The sequence below is a fragment of the Thioclava sp. SK-1 genome, from assembly GCF_001705665.1.
GTDB lineage: Bacteria > Pseudomonadota > Alphaproteobacteria > Rhodobacterales > Rhodobacteraceae > Thioclava.
This window is the reverse complement of sequence record NZ_MDHA01000022.1, coordinates 38,408-55,568: the sequence shown is the minus strand read 5'-3', so window position 1 is coordinate 55,568 and position 17,161 is coordinate 38,408. Positions and strand designations below refer to the sequence as shown.

At 57.3% G+C, this 17,161-nt stretch carries 18 protein-coding genes; 7 read left to right on the top strand and 11 right to left on the bottom strand.

Annotated elements, in window-relative coordinates:
* Nucleotides 1-37: 37 nt before the first annotated feature.
* Nucleotides 38-790 carry a M48 family metallopeptidase gene (locus tag BFP70_RS02310; protein WP_066009761.1) on the bottom strand — a complete coding sequence of 251 codons (753 nt, stop codon included), beginning with the start codon at nt 788-790 and terminating at the stop codon, nt 38-40.
* A gap of 149 nt (nt 791-939) precedes the next feature.
* Here BFP70_RS02310 and BFP70_RS02305 point away from each other — a divergent pair, with 149 nt between their 5' ends.
* A complete protein-coding gene (locus tag BFP70_RS02305; RefSeq protein WP_066009760.1) occupies nt 940-1,200 on the top strand; it encodes a hypothetical protein in 261 nt (86 codons plus the stop codon).
* Between the two features lie 26 nt (nt 1,201-1,226).
* Here BFP70_RS02305 and BFP70_RS02300 read toward each other — a convergent pair whose 3' ends face one another.
* Nucleotides 1,227-1,454, bottom strand: a complete 228-nt coding sequence (locus tag BFP70_RS02300) for a DUF167 domain-containing protein (RefSeq protein WP_066009823.1) — start codon at nt 1,452-1,454, stop codon at nt 1,227-1,229.
* Between the two features lie 108 nt (nt 1,455-1,562).
* Between BFP70_RS02300 and BFP70_RS02295 the strand changes: the two genes are divergently transcribed.
* The 3 genes from BFP70_RS02295 to BFP70_RS02285 all read left to right on the top strand — a co-directional run bounded on the left by BFP70_RS02295 (nt 1,563) and on the right by BFP70_RS02285 (nt 4,048).
* Entirely contained in the window at nt 1,563-2,654 is a 1,092-nt protein-coding gene (locus tag BFP70_RS02295) for a class II histone deacetylase (protein WP_066009759.1), read from the top strand.
* A gap of 78 nt (nt 2,655-2,732) precedes the next feature.
* On the top strand, nt 2,733-3,332 hold the full coding sequence (locus tag BFP70_RS02290; protein ID WP_066009758.1) for a nitroreductase: 600 nt from the start codon (nt 2,733-2,735) through the stop codon (nt 3,330-3,332).
* A complete protein-coding gene (locus BFP70_RS02285) occupies nt 3,329-4,048 on the top strand; it encodes an EI24 domain-containing protein (protein WP_083217309.1) in 720 nt (239 codons plus the stop codon). The genes BFP70_RS02290 and BFP70_RS02285 overlap by 4 nt, the downstream gene beginning before the upstream one ends.
* 2 nt (nt 4,049-4,050) lie before the next feature.
* Here the strand turns inward: BFP70_RS02285 and BFP70_RS02280 are convergent, their stop codons facing one another.
* From BFP70_RS02280 to mce, 3 genes are all read right to left on the bottom strand, one after another.
* A complete protein-coding gene (locus tag BFP70_RS02280; RefSeq protein ID WP_066009757.1) occupies nt 4,051-4,764 on the bottom strand; it encodes a DUF4396 domain-containing protein in 714 nt (237 codons plus the stop codon).
* Between the two features lie 61 nt (nt 4,765-4,825).
* Complete coding sequence (locus BFP70_RS02275) at nt 4,826-5,095, bottom strand: DUF1467 family protein (protein WP_066009756.1); 270 nt, start codon at nt 5,093-5,095, stop codon at nt 4,826-4,828.
* On the bottom strand, nt 5,095-5,499 hold the full coding sequence (gene mce, locus BFP70_RS02270) for a methylmalonyl-CoA epimerase (protein ID WP_066009755.1): 405 nt from the start codon (nt 5,497-5,499) through the stop codon (nt 5,095-5,097). Before mce ends, BFP70_RS02275 begins: the two co-directional genes overlap by 1 nt.
* 182 nt (nt 5,500-5,681) lie before the next feature.
* Between mce and BFP70_RS02265 the strand changes: the two genes are divergently transcribed.
* Entirely contained in the window at nt 5,682-6,392 is a 711-nt protein-coding gene (locus BFP70_RS02265) for a response regulator (RefSeq protein WP_066009754.1), read from the top strand.
* A 7-nt stretch (nt 6,393-6,399) separates the two neighbouring features.
* Here the strand turns inward: BFP70_RS02265 and BFP70_RS02260 are convergent, their stop codons facing one another.
* The 6 genes from BFP70_RS02260 to BFP70_RS02235 all read right to left on the bottom strand — a co-directional run bounded on the left by BFP70_RS02260 (nt 6,400) and on the right by BFP70_RS02235 (nt 12,909).
* Nucleotides 6,400-7,110: a GNAT family N-acetyltransferase gene (locus BFP70_RS02260; protein ID WP_066009753.1), complete on the bottom strand. Its 711-nt coding sequence runs from the start codon at nt 7,108-7,110 to the stop codon at nt 6,400-6,402.
* Between the two features lie 100 nt (nt 7,111-7,210).
* Entirely contained in the window at nt 7,211-8,356 is a 1,146-nt protein-coding gene (locus BFP70_RS02255) for a DUF1501 domain-containing protein (protein WP_255356568.1), read from the bottom strand.
* A gap of 40 nt (nt 8,357-8,396) precedes the next feature.
* Nucleotides 8,397-9,758, bottom strand: a complete 1,362-nt coding sequence (locus tag BFP70_RS02250; RefSeq protein WP_066009751.1) for a DUF1800 family protein — start codon at nt 9,756-9,758, stop codon at nt 8,397-8,399.
* A 185-nt stretch (nt 9,759-9,943) separates the two neighbouring features.
* A complete protein-coding gene (locus tag BFP70_RS02245) occupies nt 9,944-10,726 on the bottom strand; it encodes an ATP-binding cassette domain-containing protein (protein WP_066009750.1) in 783 nt (260 codons plus the stop codon).
* Nucleotides 10,723-11,808 carry an ABC transporter permease gene (locus BFP70_RS02240; protein ID WP_066009749.1) on the bottom strand — a complete coding sequence of 362 codons (1,086 nt, stop codon included), beginning with the start codon at nt 11,806-11,808 and terminating at the stop codon, nt 10,723-10,725. The genes BFP70_RS02245 and BFP70_RS02240 overlap by 4 nt, the downstream gene beginning before the upstream one ends.
* Before the next feature lie 90 nt (nt 11,809-11,898).
* Complete coding sequence (locus BFP70_RS02235) at nt 11,899-12,909, bottom strand: sugar ABC transporter substrate-binding protein (RefSeq protein ID WP_066009748.1); 1,011 nt, start codon at nt 12,907-12,909, stop codon at nt 11,899-11,901.
* 166 nt (nt 12,910-13,075) lie between these two features.
* Between BFP70_RS02235 and BFP70_RS02230 the strand changes: the two genes are divergently transcribed.
* Both BFP70_RS02230 and BFP70_RS02225 read left to right on the top strand, forming a co-directional pair.
* Nucleotides 13,076-14,248 carry an ROK family transcriptional regulator gene (locus tag BFP70_RS02230; RefSeq protein ID WP_066009747.1) on the top strand — a complete coding sequence of 391 codons (1,173 nt, stop codon included), beginning with the start codon at nt 13,076-13,078 and terminating at the stop codon, nt 14,246-14,248.
* 196 nt (nt 14,249-14,444) lie between these two features.
* A complete protein-coding gene (locus BFP70_RS02225; protein WP_066009746.1) occupies nt 14,445-17,033 on the top strand; it encodes a phosphoenolpyruvate carboxylase in 2,589 nt (862 codons plus the stop codon).
* Nucleotides 17,034-17,161: the final 128 nt, after the last annotated feature.

Genomic DNA, 17,161 nt, shown 5'->3' with positions numbered 1-17,161 from the left:
CGGGGACGATATAGCGCGCCTGTGCGGCGGAACCAGCCTAAACGCCGCCTTGCAATTGCGCCATCGTCTGGCGCACAACATCAAGGCGCAGCGCATTCGCCGGGTGGGTGCCAAGGAACACATCGCCCGGGTCGGGAATGCGGGTGAAGAACCGCGCGCCAAGCAGCGGATCATAGCCAGCGTCGTAGGTGATAATCGTGCCCAGTCGATCGGCTTCCAGCTCATAATCCTTAGAAAATGTGCGGCTTCCCATTTCGGCGCCAAGATTTTGCGCCTGTGCCACCATATCGGCCCCCGCACCAGAGGCAGCCGCCAAAGATCCCAGCAGCATCGCGCCGGTTTGGGCGTCTTTTTCTTTGCTTTGCAGATGGCCTGCGATGTGATGCGCGGCCTCATGGCCCATCACGAAGGCCAGCTCGTCTTGGTTTTGCGCCTGAGCGATCAGGGCCAGATTGAACGCCACAACGGGGCGGCCCAGCTGATCGACGGTTTGAAAGGCGTTGGGATCTTGATCGGCCCGGTCATCGACCATGATTTGATAATCACAATTGCGCCCGCTGCCGCTGGTACGATTGCGGCATTCTTCCTCGATCACGGGTTCCATGCGTTGGGCCACGGTTATGAAGTTGCGGGCGGCCTGATCAGGGCCGGGCATCGGATCGTTCAATGTGCTGGCCTGCCGGATATGGCCAAGCGATTGCTGCTGTGGCACGGCGCATGCGCTCAGACCTGCCAGCGCACAGATGGCGACCAAGCTGCGAATAAGACGGGGCGCAAGAAACTCAGGCATAGGGGCTTTCATCGACGGCAGAAGGGGCGCTTGGGTGTATCACAGAGTTGCGAGCATATCCGGCACTGCATCAGCGGAAAACCCGTCAATCTGTGCGCTCACTGAAATGTTTGCTTTGACACGGCGTTTAAGGCGCGTAACCTGACCCTATGTTTACAATCGAACACGAATTTGACGCCACTGTAATCACCCTTGTTGATGAAGGGACGGACCCGCGCGACTATCTGCAAGAGGATGTGAAAATCGAATCCTTTGAGGATTGCGTGGTTATCGAGCAGATGGATGAGCATACCGAAGTTGTGCAGCGTATCACATTTTCACATTCACAGCTGCGCGAGCTTGCTGCCGCGCTGAACCTGCCCGAAGGCGCGTATCGGCTTAATCAGGTGACGCCACAGTCAGAGGGCTAAGCCGTTATGCGGGTCATGGTGCTGGGCTACTCCAGCCGAAAGACCTTGTCGCGGTGGGTCGCGCCGCGGGCCAAGACCAGCCGTGATTTGGGCACACCCAACCAGCGTGCTAACAGGGTTTGGACCGCTGCCGTGGCCTTGCCGTTCTCGGGCACGGTTGTGACATAGGCGCGCAGCCCGTCTTCGCTGTACAAAATCACATTGCGTGAGGCCTTGGGCGTCACCCGTACGGAAATCATCTGTCCCGGTGCCATATCTTTGCCTGATCTCGGCTGTGGTGTTGGATGCAGATCTGCCATGCCTTTTCATGCCTCGTTTTTAGGTCTAGGATAATTGTCGACAATCATGCAAAGGCAGGCAAGATGCAGACAGGGTTCTTCCATGATGAGCGTTCATTCTGGCATGGCGGCGGGAATTATGCACTGACATTACCTGTTGGCGGCTTTGTGCAGCCCGGCGGTGGCCTGCCCGAAAGCCCCGAGACCAAGCGGCGCTTGGTTAATTTGCTGCGCGTGTCGGGGTTGATGGCGCAGATCGATGCGGGCTCTGCCCCCGAAGCCAGCTATGCGGATCTGAACCGGGTGCATCCGGCAAGCTATCTGGATGTGTTTAAAGCCACATCGGATGCCGGCGGGGGGGAATTGGGGCTGCGCACCCCCTTCATGAAAGGCGGGTATGAGCTGGCAGCGCTGTCCGCCGGGCTTGCGGTGCAGGCCTTGTCGCAGGTGATGACAGGGCGCTATCGCAACAGCTATTCCTTGTCGCGCCCGCCGGGGCATCATGCCTTACCCGATTTTCCCAATGGGTTTTGTCTGATCAACAACATCGCGGTGGCCATTCGTGCGGCACAGGCGGCAGGGCAGGGCCAGCGCTTTGCAGTGGTGGATTGGGATGTGCATCATGGCAATGGCACGGAGGCGGTGTTTCTGGATGACCCGGATGTTTTGACGATTTCGTTGCACCAAGAGCATAACTATCCTCTCGAAACCGGCGATGTCGACATTCGCGGCGCGCAAAACAGCAATATAAACATCCCATTGCCGCCGGGCACGGGGCAGGTCAGCTATCTTGAAGCATGGGACAAAATCGTCGCCCCTGCTTTGGCGCGCCATCAGCCCGATGGCATCATCATCGCATGCGGCTATGACGCAGGGATTTGCGACCCGATTGCGCAGATGGTGCTGGGGGTTGAAAGCTACCAGTTGCTGACACAGCGCGCGATGCAGGCCGCGGATGCCCTGTGTGAGGGGCGTTTGATGGTCACGCATGAAGGCGGCTACTCCGAAGCCTATGTGCCATTTTGCGGCCATGCGGTTTTGTCGGAAATGTCAGGAAGCAAGATTTCAGTCCCTGATCCGCTGGCGCAAAATCTGCGCACACGTCAGCCTAAATCCCGCTGGATCGCGCACACATCCGAATACCTTGATGAATTGGTCAGGTATTTCGGGTTTTAATCGTCATATCCTGTCGCGGTGGCTTGAAACCCATGCTTCGCGTGCTGATATTGCCGTGGCAGATGAAGGAGATATGCGATGGACATCCCGATGGGCGCGATCAATCCAGCAAAGGCCGATCCGGCGGCGCTGGAGTTTCTGCTGACGCGGCGCTCTCGTCCGGCGAAGACATTGGCGCTGCCGGTGCCTGATCGCGCGGCGCTACAGCCGATCCTGACCGCCGGGCTACGCACGCCGGATCATGGTAAGCTGGAGCCGTGGCGTTTCCTGGTGTTGCAACGTAGCGCATTGGAACGTCTGGGCCGGGCGGCGCGGGATGGGGCCAGCGCTCAGCATGGGGCAGACCCGGATAAGGCCGCCAAGCAATTTGAAGACAGTCATCTGTGTGTCGCGGTGATCGCAGTACCCAAAGACAGCCCTAAAGTGCCTGAAATTGAACAAACCCTGTCCGCAGGCGCGGCCTGTTACGGTGTGTTGATGGCGGCATTGGCGGCAGGCTGGGGGGCCAATTGGCTTTCGGGTTGGGCCGCGCATGACGCTGATTTTGCTAAGCAGCATTTGAAGTTGGCACCGGGCGAATGGGTGGCCGGGTTTATTCACATCGGCACCGAAGCGATTGTTCCCACGGATCGCCCGCGGCCTGATCAGGATGTGGTTGTCAGCTGGATCGACGTATGATCATTTTTCCCTCTATTGCGAATGCATTCGAGGATCTTTTACGTCCCGGCGCATTGAAGATCTTGCTGAAGGGGATCGCGCTTGCGATTGCCCTGTTGTTTGCGATGACGGTCGTTGTGGTCTGGGGCGTGGGGCTGTTTTTGCCTGATCAGATCACCTTGCCCTTCACCGGCTATACCATCACTTGGGTCGATAACATCTTATCCTTTGCGATTGTCGGGATGATGATGGTGCTTTCGGTCGTGTTGATGTTTCCGGTGGCTTCCATCTTCACCGGGTTCTTTTTGGAAGATGTTGCCGAAATGGTTGAGGGTGCGCATTACCCCGGCCTGCCCGAGATCCGACGCTTTACGCTGGCCGAGACATTGGGCGACAGCTTGCGCTTTATGGGCGTGATTGTCGTGGCCAACCTATTGGCGCTGCTGATTTATCCCTTTGTGATCCCCTTGGCGCCCTTTTTATTCTTTGGTCTGAACGGGTATCTTCTGGGCCGGGAGTATTTTCAGATGGCCGCAGCGCGCCGTATGCAGCGTGAGCAAGTGCGGCAGATGTATCTGCGCCACAAGATGACCATATGGATGACGGGCGCATTGATGGCAGTGCCGCTGTCTATCCCCTTCGTGAACCTCTGTGTTCCGGTGTTGGGCGCGGCAGCCTTTACCCATCTGTTCCATCGGTTAGAGGGGCGCAGGCCGGCACCGTTGCCGGCCGCGTAAAATTACATCCGCTCTTTGATGCCGCGGGAAATCAACAGCCAGTTCACTGGGTAGGCGGTCACAAACCCTGCCATCATGGCAATTTGCATCGCAAACCAAAATTGCGGTGTGGTGGCGGTCAATTCGGTGTTCCACATATGTTTGAACAGGCCGAAATGGAATAGCGCCATTATCCCATACATCCCGATTTGCCATGCGGTAAGTGATGCTACATCGGCTTTAAACGCTGTTTTCAGGCCCTGTGCCACGCCCAAGCCGCGCATCGGCGCAATCGCGAAATATTGGAAGACCACGCCAATCCCCAGCGCCAGAATGAAATCCAGTCCCCATATAGCAAAAATCCGGTCGCCCCAATAATCGGGCCAGCCGAACGGGATCAAAACAGCAGGTGCCAGCAGCACCAGACATTCGGCTAAAATGTCGCCCAATGTGCAGCCTGCGCCGCAATGCAGCGCACCTTTGGCAACGGCGACAGGCATGGAAGATTGCGGCATGTGGTGATGCTCGTCGCCATGCATATGCCCTGCCATACGACCATGCCGGAAATAGAACCATAGAACAAGAACATGCCCAAACAACGCCGCGATTGGCCAAACCCAGGCCATGATCGCCATGTGTGGTGGGTTCTTCCGTAAGTCCAAAATCAACAGGGCGGCACATATCAGCCCCGCAGCCAATGACACCCATGCAAGACCGGTGAACCATTCTGGGACCATGACGTGCTCCTTTTTGCTGCAACTGCAAAAGGGGAACGGGTCATGGCGGTGATGGTTCCAATCAATCTTTTACGCGGTTAAACCAATCCAGATCATGGATCGAGATCATCCCCGACAAGATGATTGTGGCGATGATGCTCCATAAAACCACCGCGATGGCAGATGTTATCACAACCTTGCGCTTTAGCCGCAGCTCGGATGGCGCCGAGGCGGGCGTGCCGGGCACGATTTGCTGAACATCCCCTTGCGTTTTCAGCCGTTGTGGCAAGACGACAAAGAACACCATGAACCAGATGACTGCGAATAAGACGATGCCGCCGGTTAGGCTCATTAAACCTGCTCCAGTTCAATAAGGCAGCCGTTGAAATCTTTGGGATGCAAGAACAAGACGGGCTTGCCATGTGCGCCGATTTTCGGCTCGCCGCTTCCCAGAACGCGCGCGCCTTCGGCTTTCAGCTTATCGCGGGCGGCTAGGATGTCGTCGACCTCATAGCACATGTGATGGATGCCACCGGCGGGATTTTTGGCCAGAAATCCGTTGATCGGGCTGTCTTCGCCAAGCGGGTAAAGCAGTTCAATCTTTGTATTAGGGAGGTTGATGAAAATTACCGTGACGCCGTGGTCGGGTTCATCTTGTGGTTGCCCAACAGCGGCGCCCAAAGTGTCACGATATTGCGCTGCGGCGGCCGTAAGATCCGGCACAGCAATTGCAACATGGTTAAGTCGTCCAATCATTCGCGTCCTCCAACACTTGCCCTGTCTTCGGTCTAGGCAGCGGCACCGGTTCACGCAAGCCCTTTTCCCCTTAGCCCATCCAAAGGTCGCAGCCGGTAAAACGGTGCTTAATTTAACCTCTCGTTCACCTAATCAGGGCTTAACTGAGGTTACACCGCGAATCCCAGCACAGGAGAAATCTGATGAGTGACGATGTTACCGGCCTTTTGGGTCACCGCCATGCCAGCGCTGCACGCCCCCTGCTGGGACTGACCGTTCTGGTTGTTGAAGACAGCCGATATGCATCGGAGGCGATGCGGCTTTTGTGCCTGCGTTCAGGTGCGCGCATAAGGCGTGCGGACTGCCTGCGCTCTGCCCACCGGCATTTGCAAACCTATCGTCCCTCTGTGGTGATCGTGGATCTTGGCTTGCCTGATGGCTCTGGCGCGGATCTGATTGAGGCCGTCAAGAAGCTGGGGCAGGCAATGCCAGCCGTGTTGGGAACGTCGGGCGATATCGGGATGGAGACGGTCGCCTATGCGGCGGGTGCGGATGGGTTTTTACCCAAACCGGTGGAAAGCCTTGCGTTGTTTCAGCAGGCCGTTTTGGCAGTTTTGCCGCAAGGGGAGCGCCCGATAGGGGTCACAGTTGCCAAGGATGACCATATCAACCCTGATCCCATCGCCCTGCGTGACGATCTGAACCATATGGCAGAGGTGCTGTCGCAAGCCCGGGACCCGGCCTCGTTGGGATATGTCGCGCAGTTTTTATCCGGTGTCGCGCGCTCTGCCCATGATGAAGATTTGGAAAACGCCGCCGCGGCATTGGTGCAGGCGGGCGGCGCGTCTGATGCGCAGATTTCGCGCCTATCCGTTATGGTCAATGACCGTATCGATGCTGGCAGCTTGATCTGATGTTTTGTCAGGCGCCGAGCGCGGGATCATCACTGACCCGCACAAGCCTGGTCAAATCTGACAGGGATTCATTTTGTTGCCCGGCAGCATCGAAATTCGCAGGGTCCAGCCACGCCGCATAGGCAGCTTGTAGCGCGGGCCAGTCCTTATCCGTGGCGGCAAACCATGCAGTGTCCCGATTGCGGCCTTTGTAATGCGTAGCCTGCCGGAATACCCCTTCATAGCTGAGGCCAAGCCGCTGGGCGGCCCGGCGTGAGGGCAAGTTCAGACTGTCGCATTTCCATTCAAACCGTCGGTATCCCGCCGTAAAAGCCGAGCCGATCATCAAGATAAATGCCTCTGTCGCGGCCCGGCTGCGCTGTAATGCGGCAGACAGGGTTATAAACCCCAATTCAATAGATCCGATTTCGGGTGCGATACGCAAATAGGACATGATTCCCACGGCGCGGTCGGTCTGTGGATCAATCACTGCGTAGAACAGCGGGTCCAATGAGACCGATTGTTCATTGATCCAACGAATGAACCCGGTTTCTGATTGGAACGGGCCGGTGGGCATATAATCCCACAGCGTATCATCGCCGTTAAATGCGGAAAATAAACCGTGTGCATGATCCGGGCGCAGCCGCTCAAGCCGGGTATAGCGCCCCTGCATCCGTTCCAAATCCGGCGCTTGCGGTGGGGTCCATTCGCCTAATGGGGCACCAAACTGCTTGGCCATAGCCGTCTCCGATGATCAAACGGCCAAGCGCCGCCCGCAAGAGGCTAACGACGCATAATTACAAGCGCAATCCGCAATCGTCGCGGTAGCATCTGCCCGATTACAAAAGGATACGCGGATCGTCCCCTAAATCCAGTCCGGGGAAAATCACCTGTTCTATCGCGGCACGTTCGGTGCCGAACAACCCGCGTAAGGCCCAACCGGCAATGGCACGCACATCTTGCGTTGGCATCAAATCGCGACGATCAAGCAGTGCAGCTTCATCCAGACCCGGCCAATCGCCAATAACCCGGCCACCGCGCAGCGCACCGCCTGCCATAACCGCCACACCCCCCGTACCATGATCTGTCCCGCCAGAACCATTCTGCGCTGCAGTGCGCCCGAATTCGGTGAGCGCCAGCACGCTGGTCCGTGCCCAAACGGGACCCAGTTCGGATTTCATCACGCGGATCATTGCGGCCAGCTGCGCCACGGGTCCGGCCATCGCCAGCCGTTGGTTCACATGTGTGTCCCACCCCGACAATGAAAAGGCCGCAATTCGGGTGCTGCCGCGCATTTTCTGCGCGGCGAAGGCCGCCAGAGATTCCGACGCGGCTGTCTTGCCTTTTTGCGCGGCATAGGCTGCCGGGCGTTCTCCTTGCGTCAGGGACAGCGCCTCTTGTGCGGCGTCCCGAAACAGCGGGTCATCATGATAGATCTGGTCCAACAACCGCCGCCCTTGATCTGACATATTCAGCCATGTATCCGGGGTCCAGGCGGTGCTTGGCGCGGCGCCGGTCAGTACCGGCAAATCCGCGGTGCCGATAGAAAAGGCAGTTTCAGCATGGGTTCCGGGCATGGTTTGCAACAAACGGTTCAACCACCCATCCTGACGCATCGGGTCGGGCACATCTAATCCTGTTCCGGCCTCTAGGATATCTTGACCATCAAAATGTGATCTTTGGCCGCGATAGGGTGTGGACACGGCATGCGCAAAGCCCAGCTCTCCGGCGTGCCACAACGGTAATAGCTCTGCCATGGCTGGATGCAGCGCGAAGAACCCATCCAGATCTGCCGCGCCGGCGTTTGGGCCTATGTCAAATTTGGGCCGATATAGAGCCAATTGCGGATCACCATAAGGTTGGATTAGATCCAGCCCATCCATGGCGCCGCGTAAAATGATGACAGCCAGGCGGTTTTCGCCAGGCGTGTCGGCCAATGTCACGCTGGACATCAGCGGATGGGCGGCCATCGAACACCCCGCCATTGTGGCGCCTTGTAGAAAAAAACGGCGTGATAGCATGACGTTACCTCCGCATAACTTCAGGGGACACAAGAATCAGGGCCAGCCCTTCAGCCAAGGATTCAGCGCGCGGCACAGCCTGCCGTAACAGCGGGGCAGGGCGGCTGCCCAACGCATGGGGCAATACATCGCGTGGATCAGGCCGCATGCCCCCCAATGCCGCCGGAACCTTAAGCGCCCAATTGATCCGTTCGGCCAAGGCCTGGGGCGCAAGCCAATAGGCCGCGTCCTCTGCCCAGCCATCGGGACCAACAGGTTCGCGCCAAGGCTGGCCCATCCGGCGTAGGGGCTGTAACACACCGTGGTTGATTTGCTTCAACGGCGTGCTGGCGATATCTGTTCCTGCCACACCTAGCGTGCGCAAGGCGGTTATAACCCAATCCAGCGGCGGACGCAGCTTTTGGAAAGATGGGGTCTGTGCAGACGGGTGGGTCAGCAAAACCTCATACATCGGGATCAGTCCGGTGTCCGCGTCAAGATAGGCTTGCGCCATCGTGTCGACCAATGTTGGGTTAGGCTGCGGGCCAATGAAATGCACCACCAGTTTGCGCGCCAGATGCTGTGCCGTATCTGGATGGCGTGCCAGCGCCTGCAGCGCCGCGTCAATATCGGATTTATGGGCCACGTCACCGCCATAACGGATGCCCAGAACGGTCTCAGCACCGGGTTCCGCGAATTTCGGGGCGAATGTCACGCCGGCATCTGTAGCGCGCAGGCCCGTCAGAAGCTCGGTTAATTGCCGGACATCGGTTTGCGTATAGCTGGCACCGGCGCCAAGCGTGTGCAATTCGATCAGCTCTCGGCCGAGATTTTCATTCAACCCATAGCGGCGATCGGGCTTGCGTTGGGCCATTACAGATCCCGGCCCGATAGAGCTGCTTTGATCCAAGTATTGCAACATCATTGGATGTAAAATGGCGGCTTGCAGCAGATCCGTGAACCGGCCGGCGATATGGGGGCGCAAAGCCTCGGCATGGGCCATGGCCATCGGGAAATCCTGTAATTTCAGCGCACGCGTCGTGAAGTGATCGCGCCAAAACGCCCAAAGCCTTTCGCGAAAGCCAAAACGGTCGTCAACGCCACGCGCCAAAGTGATCCGCAGCGCATCATCACGCAAATCCTTGATCTGGGTGCGCAATGCACGGAAGGGCAGTTTTCCGGCTTCGGGGTTTGCGCGGAAGTCTTTGCGCAAGGCACGAAAATCACGCACGAAGTCAAGCGCTTGCTGCTGGGTTGCGCCGGGCCATCGCTGACCTGTGCGGTCGGGCTGTGCCAGATCAGCCAGCAGGTCATCGGGCCCATCTGCACCAGGCCACGGCCCGGGGCCAAAGCCAAAACGGATCAGGGAAACTTCGGCAAATTCCATCTGTCCCTCCATCCAGGGGGCCGGTTTCCTATGACGGTAACGCGTTTCGCAGAGTCTGGGCCATGAAAACCGCTGCCGTGCGGTTCACTTTTTCTTTGGCGCAGCCATTGCCAGACGTGCCAAAAAAAAGGGCGCAGCCCGAAGGCTGCGCCCCAGGTTCCATGAGCGGAACGGGAGGAATAGGGTTAGGCGGCTTCTGTCTCGGTGCCCGGAGCGGCTTTAGCACCGGTCATGAAGGCAACGGCGTCCGACATCGTGTAATCGTCGGGCTTGATCGTGCACAGACGTTTGCCCAGACGGTGAACATGGATGCGGTCGGCCAATTCAAACACATGGGGCATGTTGTGGCTGATCAAGATGATCGGGATCCCACGCGAGCGCACGTCTTGGATCAGATCCAGCACGCGGCGGCTCTCTTTCACACCCAGGGCTGCGGTGGGCTCATCCAAGATAATGACCTTGGAGCCAAAGGCTGCGGCACGGGCCACGGCGACACCTTGGCGCTGACCGCCCGACAGGGTTTCAACCGGTTGATCAATGTTTTGGATGGTCATCAAGCCAAGCTCGGACAACTTATTCCGTGCGATCTCGCGCATTTTCGCATGATCAAGGCTTCGCAGAACTTTGCCTGCAAACCCTTGTTTGCGAATTTCGCGGCCCATGAACATATTGTCCACGATTGACAGTGCGGGCGACAGGGCAAGCGTTTGATAGACGGTCGCAATGCCGGCCTCTTGCGCCTCTAGCGGGGAATGGAAATGGATCGGCTTGCCGTCCAGCTCCACCGTGCCGGCGTCGGGTTGCACTGCGCCTGACAGGGCCTTGATCAACGAGGATTTCCCCGCGCCGTTATCGCCGATGACTGCCAGAATTTCACCCGGATACAGGTCGAAATCACAATTGTCCAAGGCGGTGACACGGCCATACCGTTTGACCAGACCGCGGGCTTTCAAAATGGGTTGGGTCATGCCGAAACCTTTCTGATCCATTGGTCGATGGCGACCGCGATGATGATAAGCCAACCGATAGCAAAGACCTGCCACAGCACATCCACACCGGCCAGACGCAGCCCCGATTGAAACACCCCAACGATCAGTGCGCCAAATAATGCACCAAGGATTGATCCACGTCCGCCGAACAGGGAGATACCGCCGATCACCACCGCGGTGATGGATTGCAGGTTGCCTTCATAGAATGCCTGCGGGCTGATCGAGCCAACGCGCCCGATGGAGGCCCAGGCGGCCACGGTGCAGACAAAACCGGCCAAGGCATAGACCGATAGCAATGTACGCTCGGTGCGGATACCGGCCAGCTCGGCGGCCTCGCGGTCATCACCGATGGCATAGACATGGCGGCCCCATGCGGTTTTGTTCAGCATGAACCACAGCACCAAGAACACCAAGATCATCAAGATCGAGCCATAGGTGATGCGCGCACCGCCCAATGAGATCGTCTCACCGAAGAATTTCAACAGCGGTGCATTCGCGTCAATATCTTGACTACGGATCGATTGTGCGCCCGACAGATACAGGTTCAGCGCGTAAAAGATCGACCATGTCCCCAATGTGGTGATGAAAGGCGGCAGTTTCACGCGGGTGACCAAGAAGCCGTTGACCATACCTGCGCAGGTGCCTGCGACAAAGGAAATCGCCAGTGCTATCACCGGGGGAACCCCCATGAACACAGATAGGTTACCGGCAATCACGGCCATCAGCACCATGATCGCGGCGACCGACAGGTCAATCCCGGCGGTCAAGACGATCAGCGATTGTGCCGCCGCAAGGATGCCGATGATCGACACCTGCTGCATGATCAGCGTCAGGTTGAACGGAGAGAAGAATTTGCCGCCCGCGATCAGACCGAACACGATCACCGCACCGATCAAAACGATGATCGGAACAAGGGTCGGATTGGAATGCAACGTGTGCTGTAGGCGGTGGATAAGGGATTTCTGGCGGTGGTCAAAAGCCGCGACATTGCGGTCGGCCTTGTCGACCACCTGCTCAAATTCCTGGGCCTTGCGGGCTGCAGGCTGGCTGGTGTCGGTCATGGCGCCCTCTCAGGCTGATGTAGGGGGGTGAGGAATGAAAAAGGGAGGGCAGCAATCCGCCCTCCCTGAGGTGAGGAGGTCAGCTAGGGTTTAGCCCCAGCACTTTTTCAACGCTTCTTCCGAAGTGATCGAAGTGATCCCTTCGACCGGCTCATCTGTAACCAGTTCAACGCCGGTATTGGTGAAATCCAGACCTTCGCTTGCGGAAGGTTTTTCACCGGTTTCGGCATAGGTTTTGATCGCTTCGATACCCATCGAGGCCATCAGCAGCGGGAATTGCATCGAGGTCGCGCCGATCACGCCATCCGCGACGTTTTGCACGCCCGGGCAGCCACCATCGACCGAGACGATCAGGGCCTGATCTTCCAGACCAAAGGATTTCAGCGCTTCATAGGCACCGGCCGCTGCAGGTTCGTTGATCGTGTAAACCACGTTCACACCGGAGTCCTTTTGCAACAGGTTCTCCATCGCGGTGCGGCCACCTTCTTCATTGCCGTTGGTGACGTCATTACCGACGATACGCTCATCGGTTTCGTCGCCAATGTCTGTCGGGTCCATGATGTCAACGCCAAAGCCCTGAAGGAAGCCGTTGTTGCGCAGGTAATCGACCGAGATTTCCGATGGGTTCAGATCCAGCAGCGCGATCTTTGCTTCGGATGTATCGCCCATTTTTGCCGCAGCCCATTGGCCGATCAGCTCGCCCGCAAGGAAGTTGTCGGTGGCGAATGTCGCATCGGCTGCGTCGACTGGTTCAAACGGAGTGTCCAGGGCGATAACCAAAAGGCCAGCGTCGCGGGCTTGTCCCACAACCGGCGCAAGCGCGCGGCTGTCAGATGGGGTGATCAAAATACCCTTGGCACCGCCTGCAATGCACGATTCAACAGCTGCAATTTGCGTTTCGACATCGCCGTCCAGCTTGCCCGCATATGTATTGAGTGAGATACCAAGAGCTTCGGCTTTCTCCGAAGCGCCCTCTTTCATCTTGACGAAAAACGGGTTGGTGTCAGTCTTGGTGATCAGGCATGCACCGATGTCTTCTGCCGCAGCAGCCGAGACACCCAAAACCAGCGCGATCGCGCTACCAGCGAGAAGTTTCTTCATGATGTTCCTCCCAAAGAACATGGCCGTAATGTTACGGCGCTTACATCTGTGATCCGTCCTCCAACGGAATAGCTGTATAGAAACCCGATTCTAAACATCACGTCAATAAATAAATCCACTTGATTTAATAATAGGAGGTGTCAGACTGACTGTGGGAGGAGATGATATGGACGGTTCAGAGCGCAGAGGCCTTCGCGGCGGCGTCAATCAGATCGGTGTGCGACAACATAATGAACGTCTGATCATGACACTGATCAGTCGGGCAGGGGCATTGCCGGGCACCGAGATTGCGAAAAGAACACAATTATCGGCACAGACAGTGTCCAATATTTTGCGCAAGCTTGAAAACGATGGTTTTCTGCTGCGCGGAGAGCCACAGCGTGGACGGGTGGGGAAGCCCTCGATCCCGATGGCATTGGATCCAAACGGCGCGCTGTCGGTTGGGTTGAAGCTGGGCCGGCGCACATCTGATCTGTCGATCTTGAACCTGACCGGTGAAGTTCTGGGCCAGAAGATCAAAACTTATAAATATCCGATGCCAAACGATATTTTCGGCTTTTTACGCGATGGCTTGGCTGAATTATCCGCGGATTTGACGGAATATCAGCGCGGACGTATCGCTGGGATTGGCATCGCGGCCCCGTCTGAAATCTGGAGCTGGATCGATGTCCTAGGTGCGCCGTTGGATTTCGCGATCTGGCGCGATATAGATATCGCCAAAGAGGTGGCCAATTTCTCGGATTTGCCCGTGTTCATGGAAAATGATGGCACCGCCGCCTGCCGGGCGGAGCATGTCTTTGGCCGCGGACGAGAGCTGACGGATTACGCCTATTTCTATCTTGGCTCCTTTGTCGGGGGGGGGATCGTGCTGAATGGCTCTTTGGTGGGGGGTATTCAGGGCAATGCCGGCGCATTCGGGTCGTTGCGCGTGCCGTCCAGCAAAGGCGGAATGGGGCAATTGATTGATGAAGCCTCGCTTTATCTGCTGGAAAATGCGCTGGGAGAGGTTGGTGTCGACCGGGAGGCCATGTGGCATCAACCGCAAGATTGGTCGCAATTCGGGGACAGTTTGAACAGTTGGATTGCGCGCGCGGCAAAGGCGCTGGCCCACGCTGCCCGGTCGGTTTGTGCCGTGATTGATTTCTCGACGATTTTGATCGATGGTGCATTCCCGGCAGCGGTGCGTGCGCAGCTGGTGGCGCAAACGCAGATTGAATTGGACCGTCTGGATAAACGCGGCCTGCAAATCCCCGCCGTTGAAGCCGCCACCGTGGGTGGCAATGCGCGGGTGATTGGCGCGGCCTCTATCCCGGTGCTGTCGCAGTTCTTTCTGGAGTGACCAAGCTTCTTGCACTGCTGGGATGGTTGCACGGTGATATGGCTAAGCTTTGCGCGTTTGCATCTTTCTAAGGCGTAGATGTCGGGCCCTCTCTCGACAATCCTTTGGGCGGTCGCTAGCTTTGGATAGGTAAGACCATGTTCCGGCCCGACCTGGCCCAGCGATCCGGGAACCAAGAACAGGAATTTGCATTATTATGGACGTTTCCATTCCTTCGCCCTCCCGCGACCAAAACCTACATGCGCTGATCTCCGAGTTGGGAGATATGCTTGGCGACATCATCCGCGAGCAGGAAGGGGATAAGATCTTCTCGCTGGTGGAGACATTGCGCCGCCGTTCCATCGGGCATTACCGTGCCGGGCTGGAGGAGCTGCGCTCAGAGCTGCGCAACCTGCTGGCGGATTGTAAGGCCGATGAAATCTCAACTGTTTTGCGCGCGTTTACGCTGTTTTTGCACCTTGCCAATATTGCACAAGGTGTCATCAATGCCGACCCGGAAGGCGCCCGCCGCCAACTGGAGCGAGCATTGTCGCTGCTGGATCCCAAGAACCGTGAGGGACTGTCGGTTGGTATTGTTTTGACTGCACATCCGACCGAAATTCGCCGCCAGTCGATCATTGATATCGAAGGCCGGGTTGCAGGCCTTTTGCGTGCTGATGGGAAAATCGCGGATCACCGCGCCTTGAAACGTGAAATTCTGACAATCTGGCTGACGGAATTGTCTCGGCGTGAAAAGCTGCGCGTAGAAAATGAAATCGATAATGGCGTGTCCATTGCAGCGCGGTCGATCCTGCCGGCAATGATCAATGTGCAGACCGAGGTCGAGACCTATTTTGGCGGCGAGGTGGCAACCCCACAGCCGATGTTCACATTGGGCACCTGGATCGGTGGCGACCGTGATGGCAACCCGTTTGTCACCCGCGATGTATTCGAAACGGCTGTGTCAGAGCAGCAAGCCGCGCTGTTCTCCTATTATCGCGCGGAGCTGAATGAGCTGTTCTTGGAATTGCCGGTGTCGGATCGCTATGTGGCGATGTCGCCCGATCTGCAACGGCTTGTGTCCGAACCGCCGCGCAATGATGATCCCTACCGCGCCGGTGAACCTTTCCGACGGGCAATCACCCATATCATCGCGCGCCTTGATGCGACCGAGGCCGCGTCTGAATATGCTTATTCGGGGGCACCAGAATTTGCCGCCGACCTGACAGCAATGACCAAAGCATTGGAAGACGCGGGTGCAGGCGCAATTGCTGCGGGGCGTTTGGCCACGATCCGGGCAACGGTTGTTCTGGTTGGATTTCACTTTTTCACCATCGATTTACGGCAGAACTCTGCCATTCATGAGCGTAGCCTAGCTGAGATTTTTGCCGCCACCGGCCTGTGTGCGGATTATGGTGACTTGGATGAAGAGGCGCGCAAATCCTTGCTGTCGGACCTGTTGATGGGTGATCTGCCGTCACTTGATGGCCATGATTGGTCCGATGAAACCAAACGAGAGTTGGACATTTTTGATGCGGTCGCCAAGGCGCGGCAGCGTTTGGGCCATCAATTGGTGCGCTATTCGATCGTGTCAAACACCGAATCCGTGTCGGATATTTTGGAAATCGGGTTCTTGCTGCGGCTGCATGGATGCTTTGGCCCCGGTGTCGAAACGCCGATTTTGCCAGTGCCGTTGTTTGAAACAATTGATGATTTGCGGATTTCGGTCCCAATCATGAAAGAGCTTTATTCCGTTCCAGCCTTCGCGGCTGCGATGGGCGGTGCACGGGCGGAAATCATGCTGGGCTATTCCGATAGTAACAAAGACGGCGGGATCGTTACCGCGCGTTGGGAGGTCTGGAAAGCCGAGGCCGCCCTGTCGGAGCTGTTCGATGCGCTTGATCTGGGTGTGGCGTTTTTCCATGGCCGTGGCGGCTCGGTCGGTCGCGGTGGTGGGGCCACCCGCGATGCCATTTTGGCACAGCCGCGCGGGCAGCTGGCACGCGGTTTCCGTTTGACAGAGCAAGGCGAGGTGATTTCAAAACGCTATGAGACGCGGGAACAGGCCGTTATGCGATTTTGTGAATTGGGCCAGGGCCTTGCAGAGGCCGAGGCCGCGGGTGAAATGGCCCGCCCGGCACAGCATTTCGTGTCCGTCATGGAGGCAATGTCTGAAGCGGCCTTCCAGCGGTATCGCGGTCTGACAACATCGGAAGGCTTCTTGACCTATTTCCGTGAGGCAACCGTGATCGACCATATCGCGTCGCTGAATATGGGGTCGCGACCAGTGTCGCGGTCGACATTAGATAAATTGTCAGATTTGCGGGCGATTCCGTGGGTGTTCTCATGGGCGCAGACGCGGCATATGCTGCCGGGCTGGTTCGGGTTCGGCACGGCCGTTCGTGAAAAAGGCGGCTCTGTCGCGCAATTGCAGGAAATGTATCGCAGCTGGTCCACCTTCCGTAACCTTGTGGATTCAGTCGTTATGGTCTTGGCGAAGGCCGATATTGAAATCGCGTCGGCCTATGCTGGATTGGTCGAAGACCCGGCGCTGCGGGATCGGATTTTCAAACAGATTCGCAGTGAATGGGCGATGACGATGGAGGCGGCAGAGGCGATTGTCGGCGTAAAGCCCTCGGACACAGATCCAGATTTCCTGTCACGCCGCGCCTATTTGGATCCGCTGCATTTCGGTCAGATCGACCTATTGGCACGTTTGCGCAAATCCCCTGATGATGCGGCTATGCAAGATGCGTTGAAGATTTCGATCAACGGTATTGCCTCTGGTTTGCAAAGCACGGGTTGATCACAACAATCCTCCCTTTGGCGCAAAATCTTCCCTGCGCCAAAGGGGCCAGTATTCGCTATGTGCTGAATTTGGCGTCTTTACTGCTGGCAGGAGTGGCTGTGACAAATGCCTATGCCGGAATACCT

What these genes read in the sequence shown, in the direction of transcription:
- BFP70_RS02310 (WP_066009761.1), bottom strand. Translation starts at nt 790, where the DNA reads ATGCCTGAGTTTCTTGCGCCCCGTCTTATTCGCAGCTTGGTCGCCATC.
- BFP70_RS02305 (WP_066009760.1), top strand. Translation starts at nt 940, where the DNA reads ATGTTTACAATCGAACACGAATTTGACGCCACTGTAATCACCCTTGTT.
- BFP70_RS02300 (WP_066009823.1), bottom strand. Translation starts at nt 1,454, where the DNA reads ATGGCACCGGGACAGATGATTTCCGTACGGGTGACGCCCAAGGCCTCA.
- BFP70_RS02295 (WP_066009759.1), top strand. Translation starts at nt 1,563, where the DNA reads ATGCAGACAGGGTTCTTCCATGATGAGCGTTCATTCTGGCATGGCGGC.
- BFP70_RS02290 (WP_066009758.1), top strand. Translation starts at nt 2,733, where the DNA reads ATGGACATCCCGATGGGCGCGATCAATCCAGCAAAGGCCGATCCGGCG.
- BFP70_RS02285 (WP_083217309.1), top strand. Translation starts at nt 3,329, where the DNA reads ATGATCATTTTTCCCTCTATTGCGAATGCATTCGAGGATCTTTTACGT.
- BFP70_RS02280 (WP_066009757.1), bottom strand. Translation starts at nt 4,764, where the DNA reads ATGGTCCCAGAATGGTTCACCGGTCTTGCATGGGTGTCATTGGCTGCG.
- BFP70_RS02275 (WP_066009756.1), bottom strand. Translation starts at nt 5,095, where the DNA reads ATGAGCCTAACCGGCGGCATCGTCTTATTCGCAGTCATCTGGTTCATG.
- mce (WP_066009755.1), bottom strand. Translation starts at nt 5,499, where the DNA reads ATGATTGGACGACTTAACCATGTTGCAATTGCTGTGCCGGATCTTACG.
- BFP70_RS02265 (WP_066009754.1), top strand. Translation starts at nt 5,682, where the DNA reads ATGAGTGACGATGTTACCGGCCTTTTGGGTCACCGCCATGCCAGCGCT.
- BFP70_RS02260 (WP_066009753.1), bottom strand. Translation starts at nt 7,110, where the DNA reads ATGGCCAAGCAGTTTGGTGCCCCATTAGGCGAATGGACCCCACCGCAA.
- BFP70_RS02255 (WP_255356568.1), bottom strand. Translation starts at nt 8,356, where the DNA reads ATGGCGGGGTGTTCGATGGCCGCCCATCCGCTGATGTCCAGCGTGACA.
- BFP70_RS02250 (WP_066009751.1), bottom strand. Translation starts at nt 9,758, where the DNA reads ATGGAATTTGCCGAAGTTTCCCTGATCCGTTTTGGCTTTGGCCCCGGG.
- BFP70_RS02245 (WP_066009750.1), bottom strand. Translation starts at nt 10,726, where the DNA reads ATGACCCAACCCATTTTGAAAGCCCGCGGTCTGGTCAAACGGTATGGC.
- BFP70_RS02240 (WP_066009749.1), bottom strand. Translation starts at nt 11,808, where the DNA reads ATGACCGACACCAGCCAGCCTGCAGCCCGCAAGGCCCAGGAATTTGAG.
- BFP70_RS02235 (WP_066009748.1), bottom strand. Translation starts at nt 12,909, where the DNA reads ATGAAGAAACTTCTCGCTGGTAGCGCGATCGCGCTGGTTTTGGGTGTC.
- BFP70_RS02230 (WP_066009747.1), top strand. Translation starts at nt 13,076, where the DNA reads ATGGACGGTTCAGAGCGCAGAGGCCTTCGCGGCGGCGTCAATCAGATC.
- BFP70_RS02225 (WP_066009746.1), top strand. Translation starts at nt 14,445, where the DNA reads ATGGACGTTTCCATTCCTTCGCCCTCCCGCGACCAAAACCTACATGCG.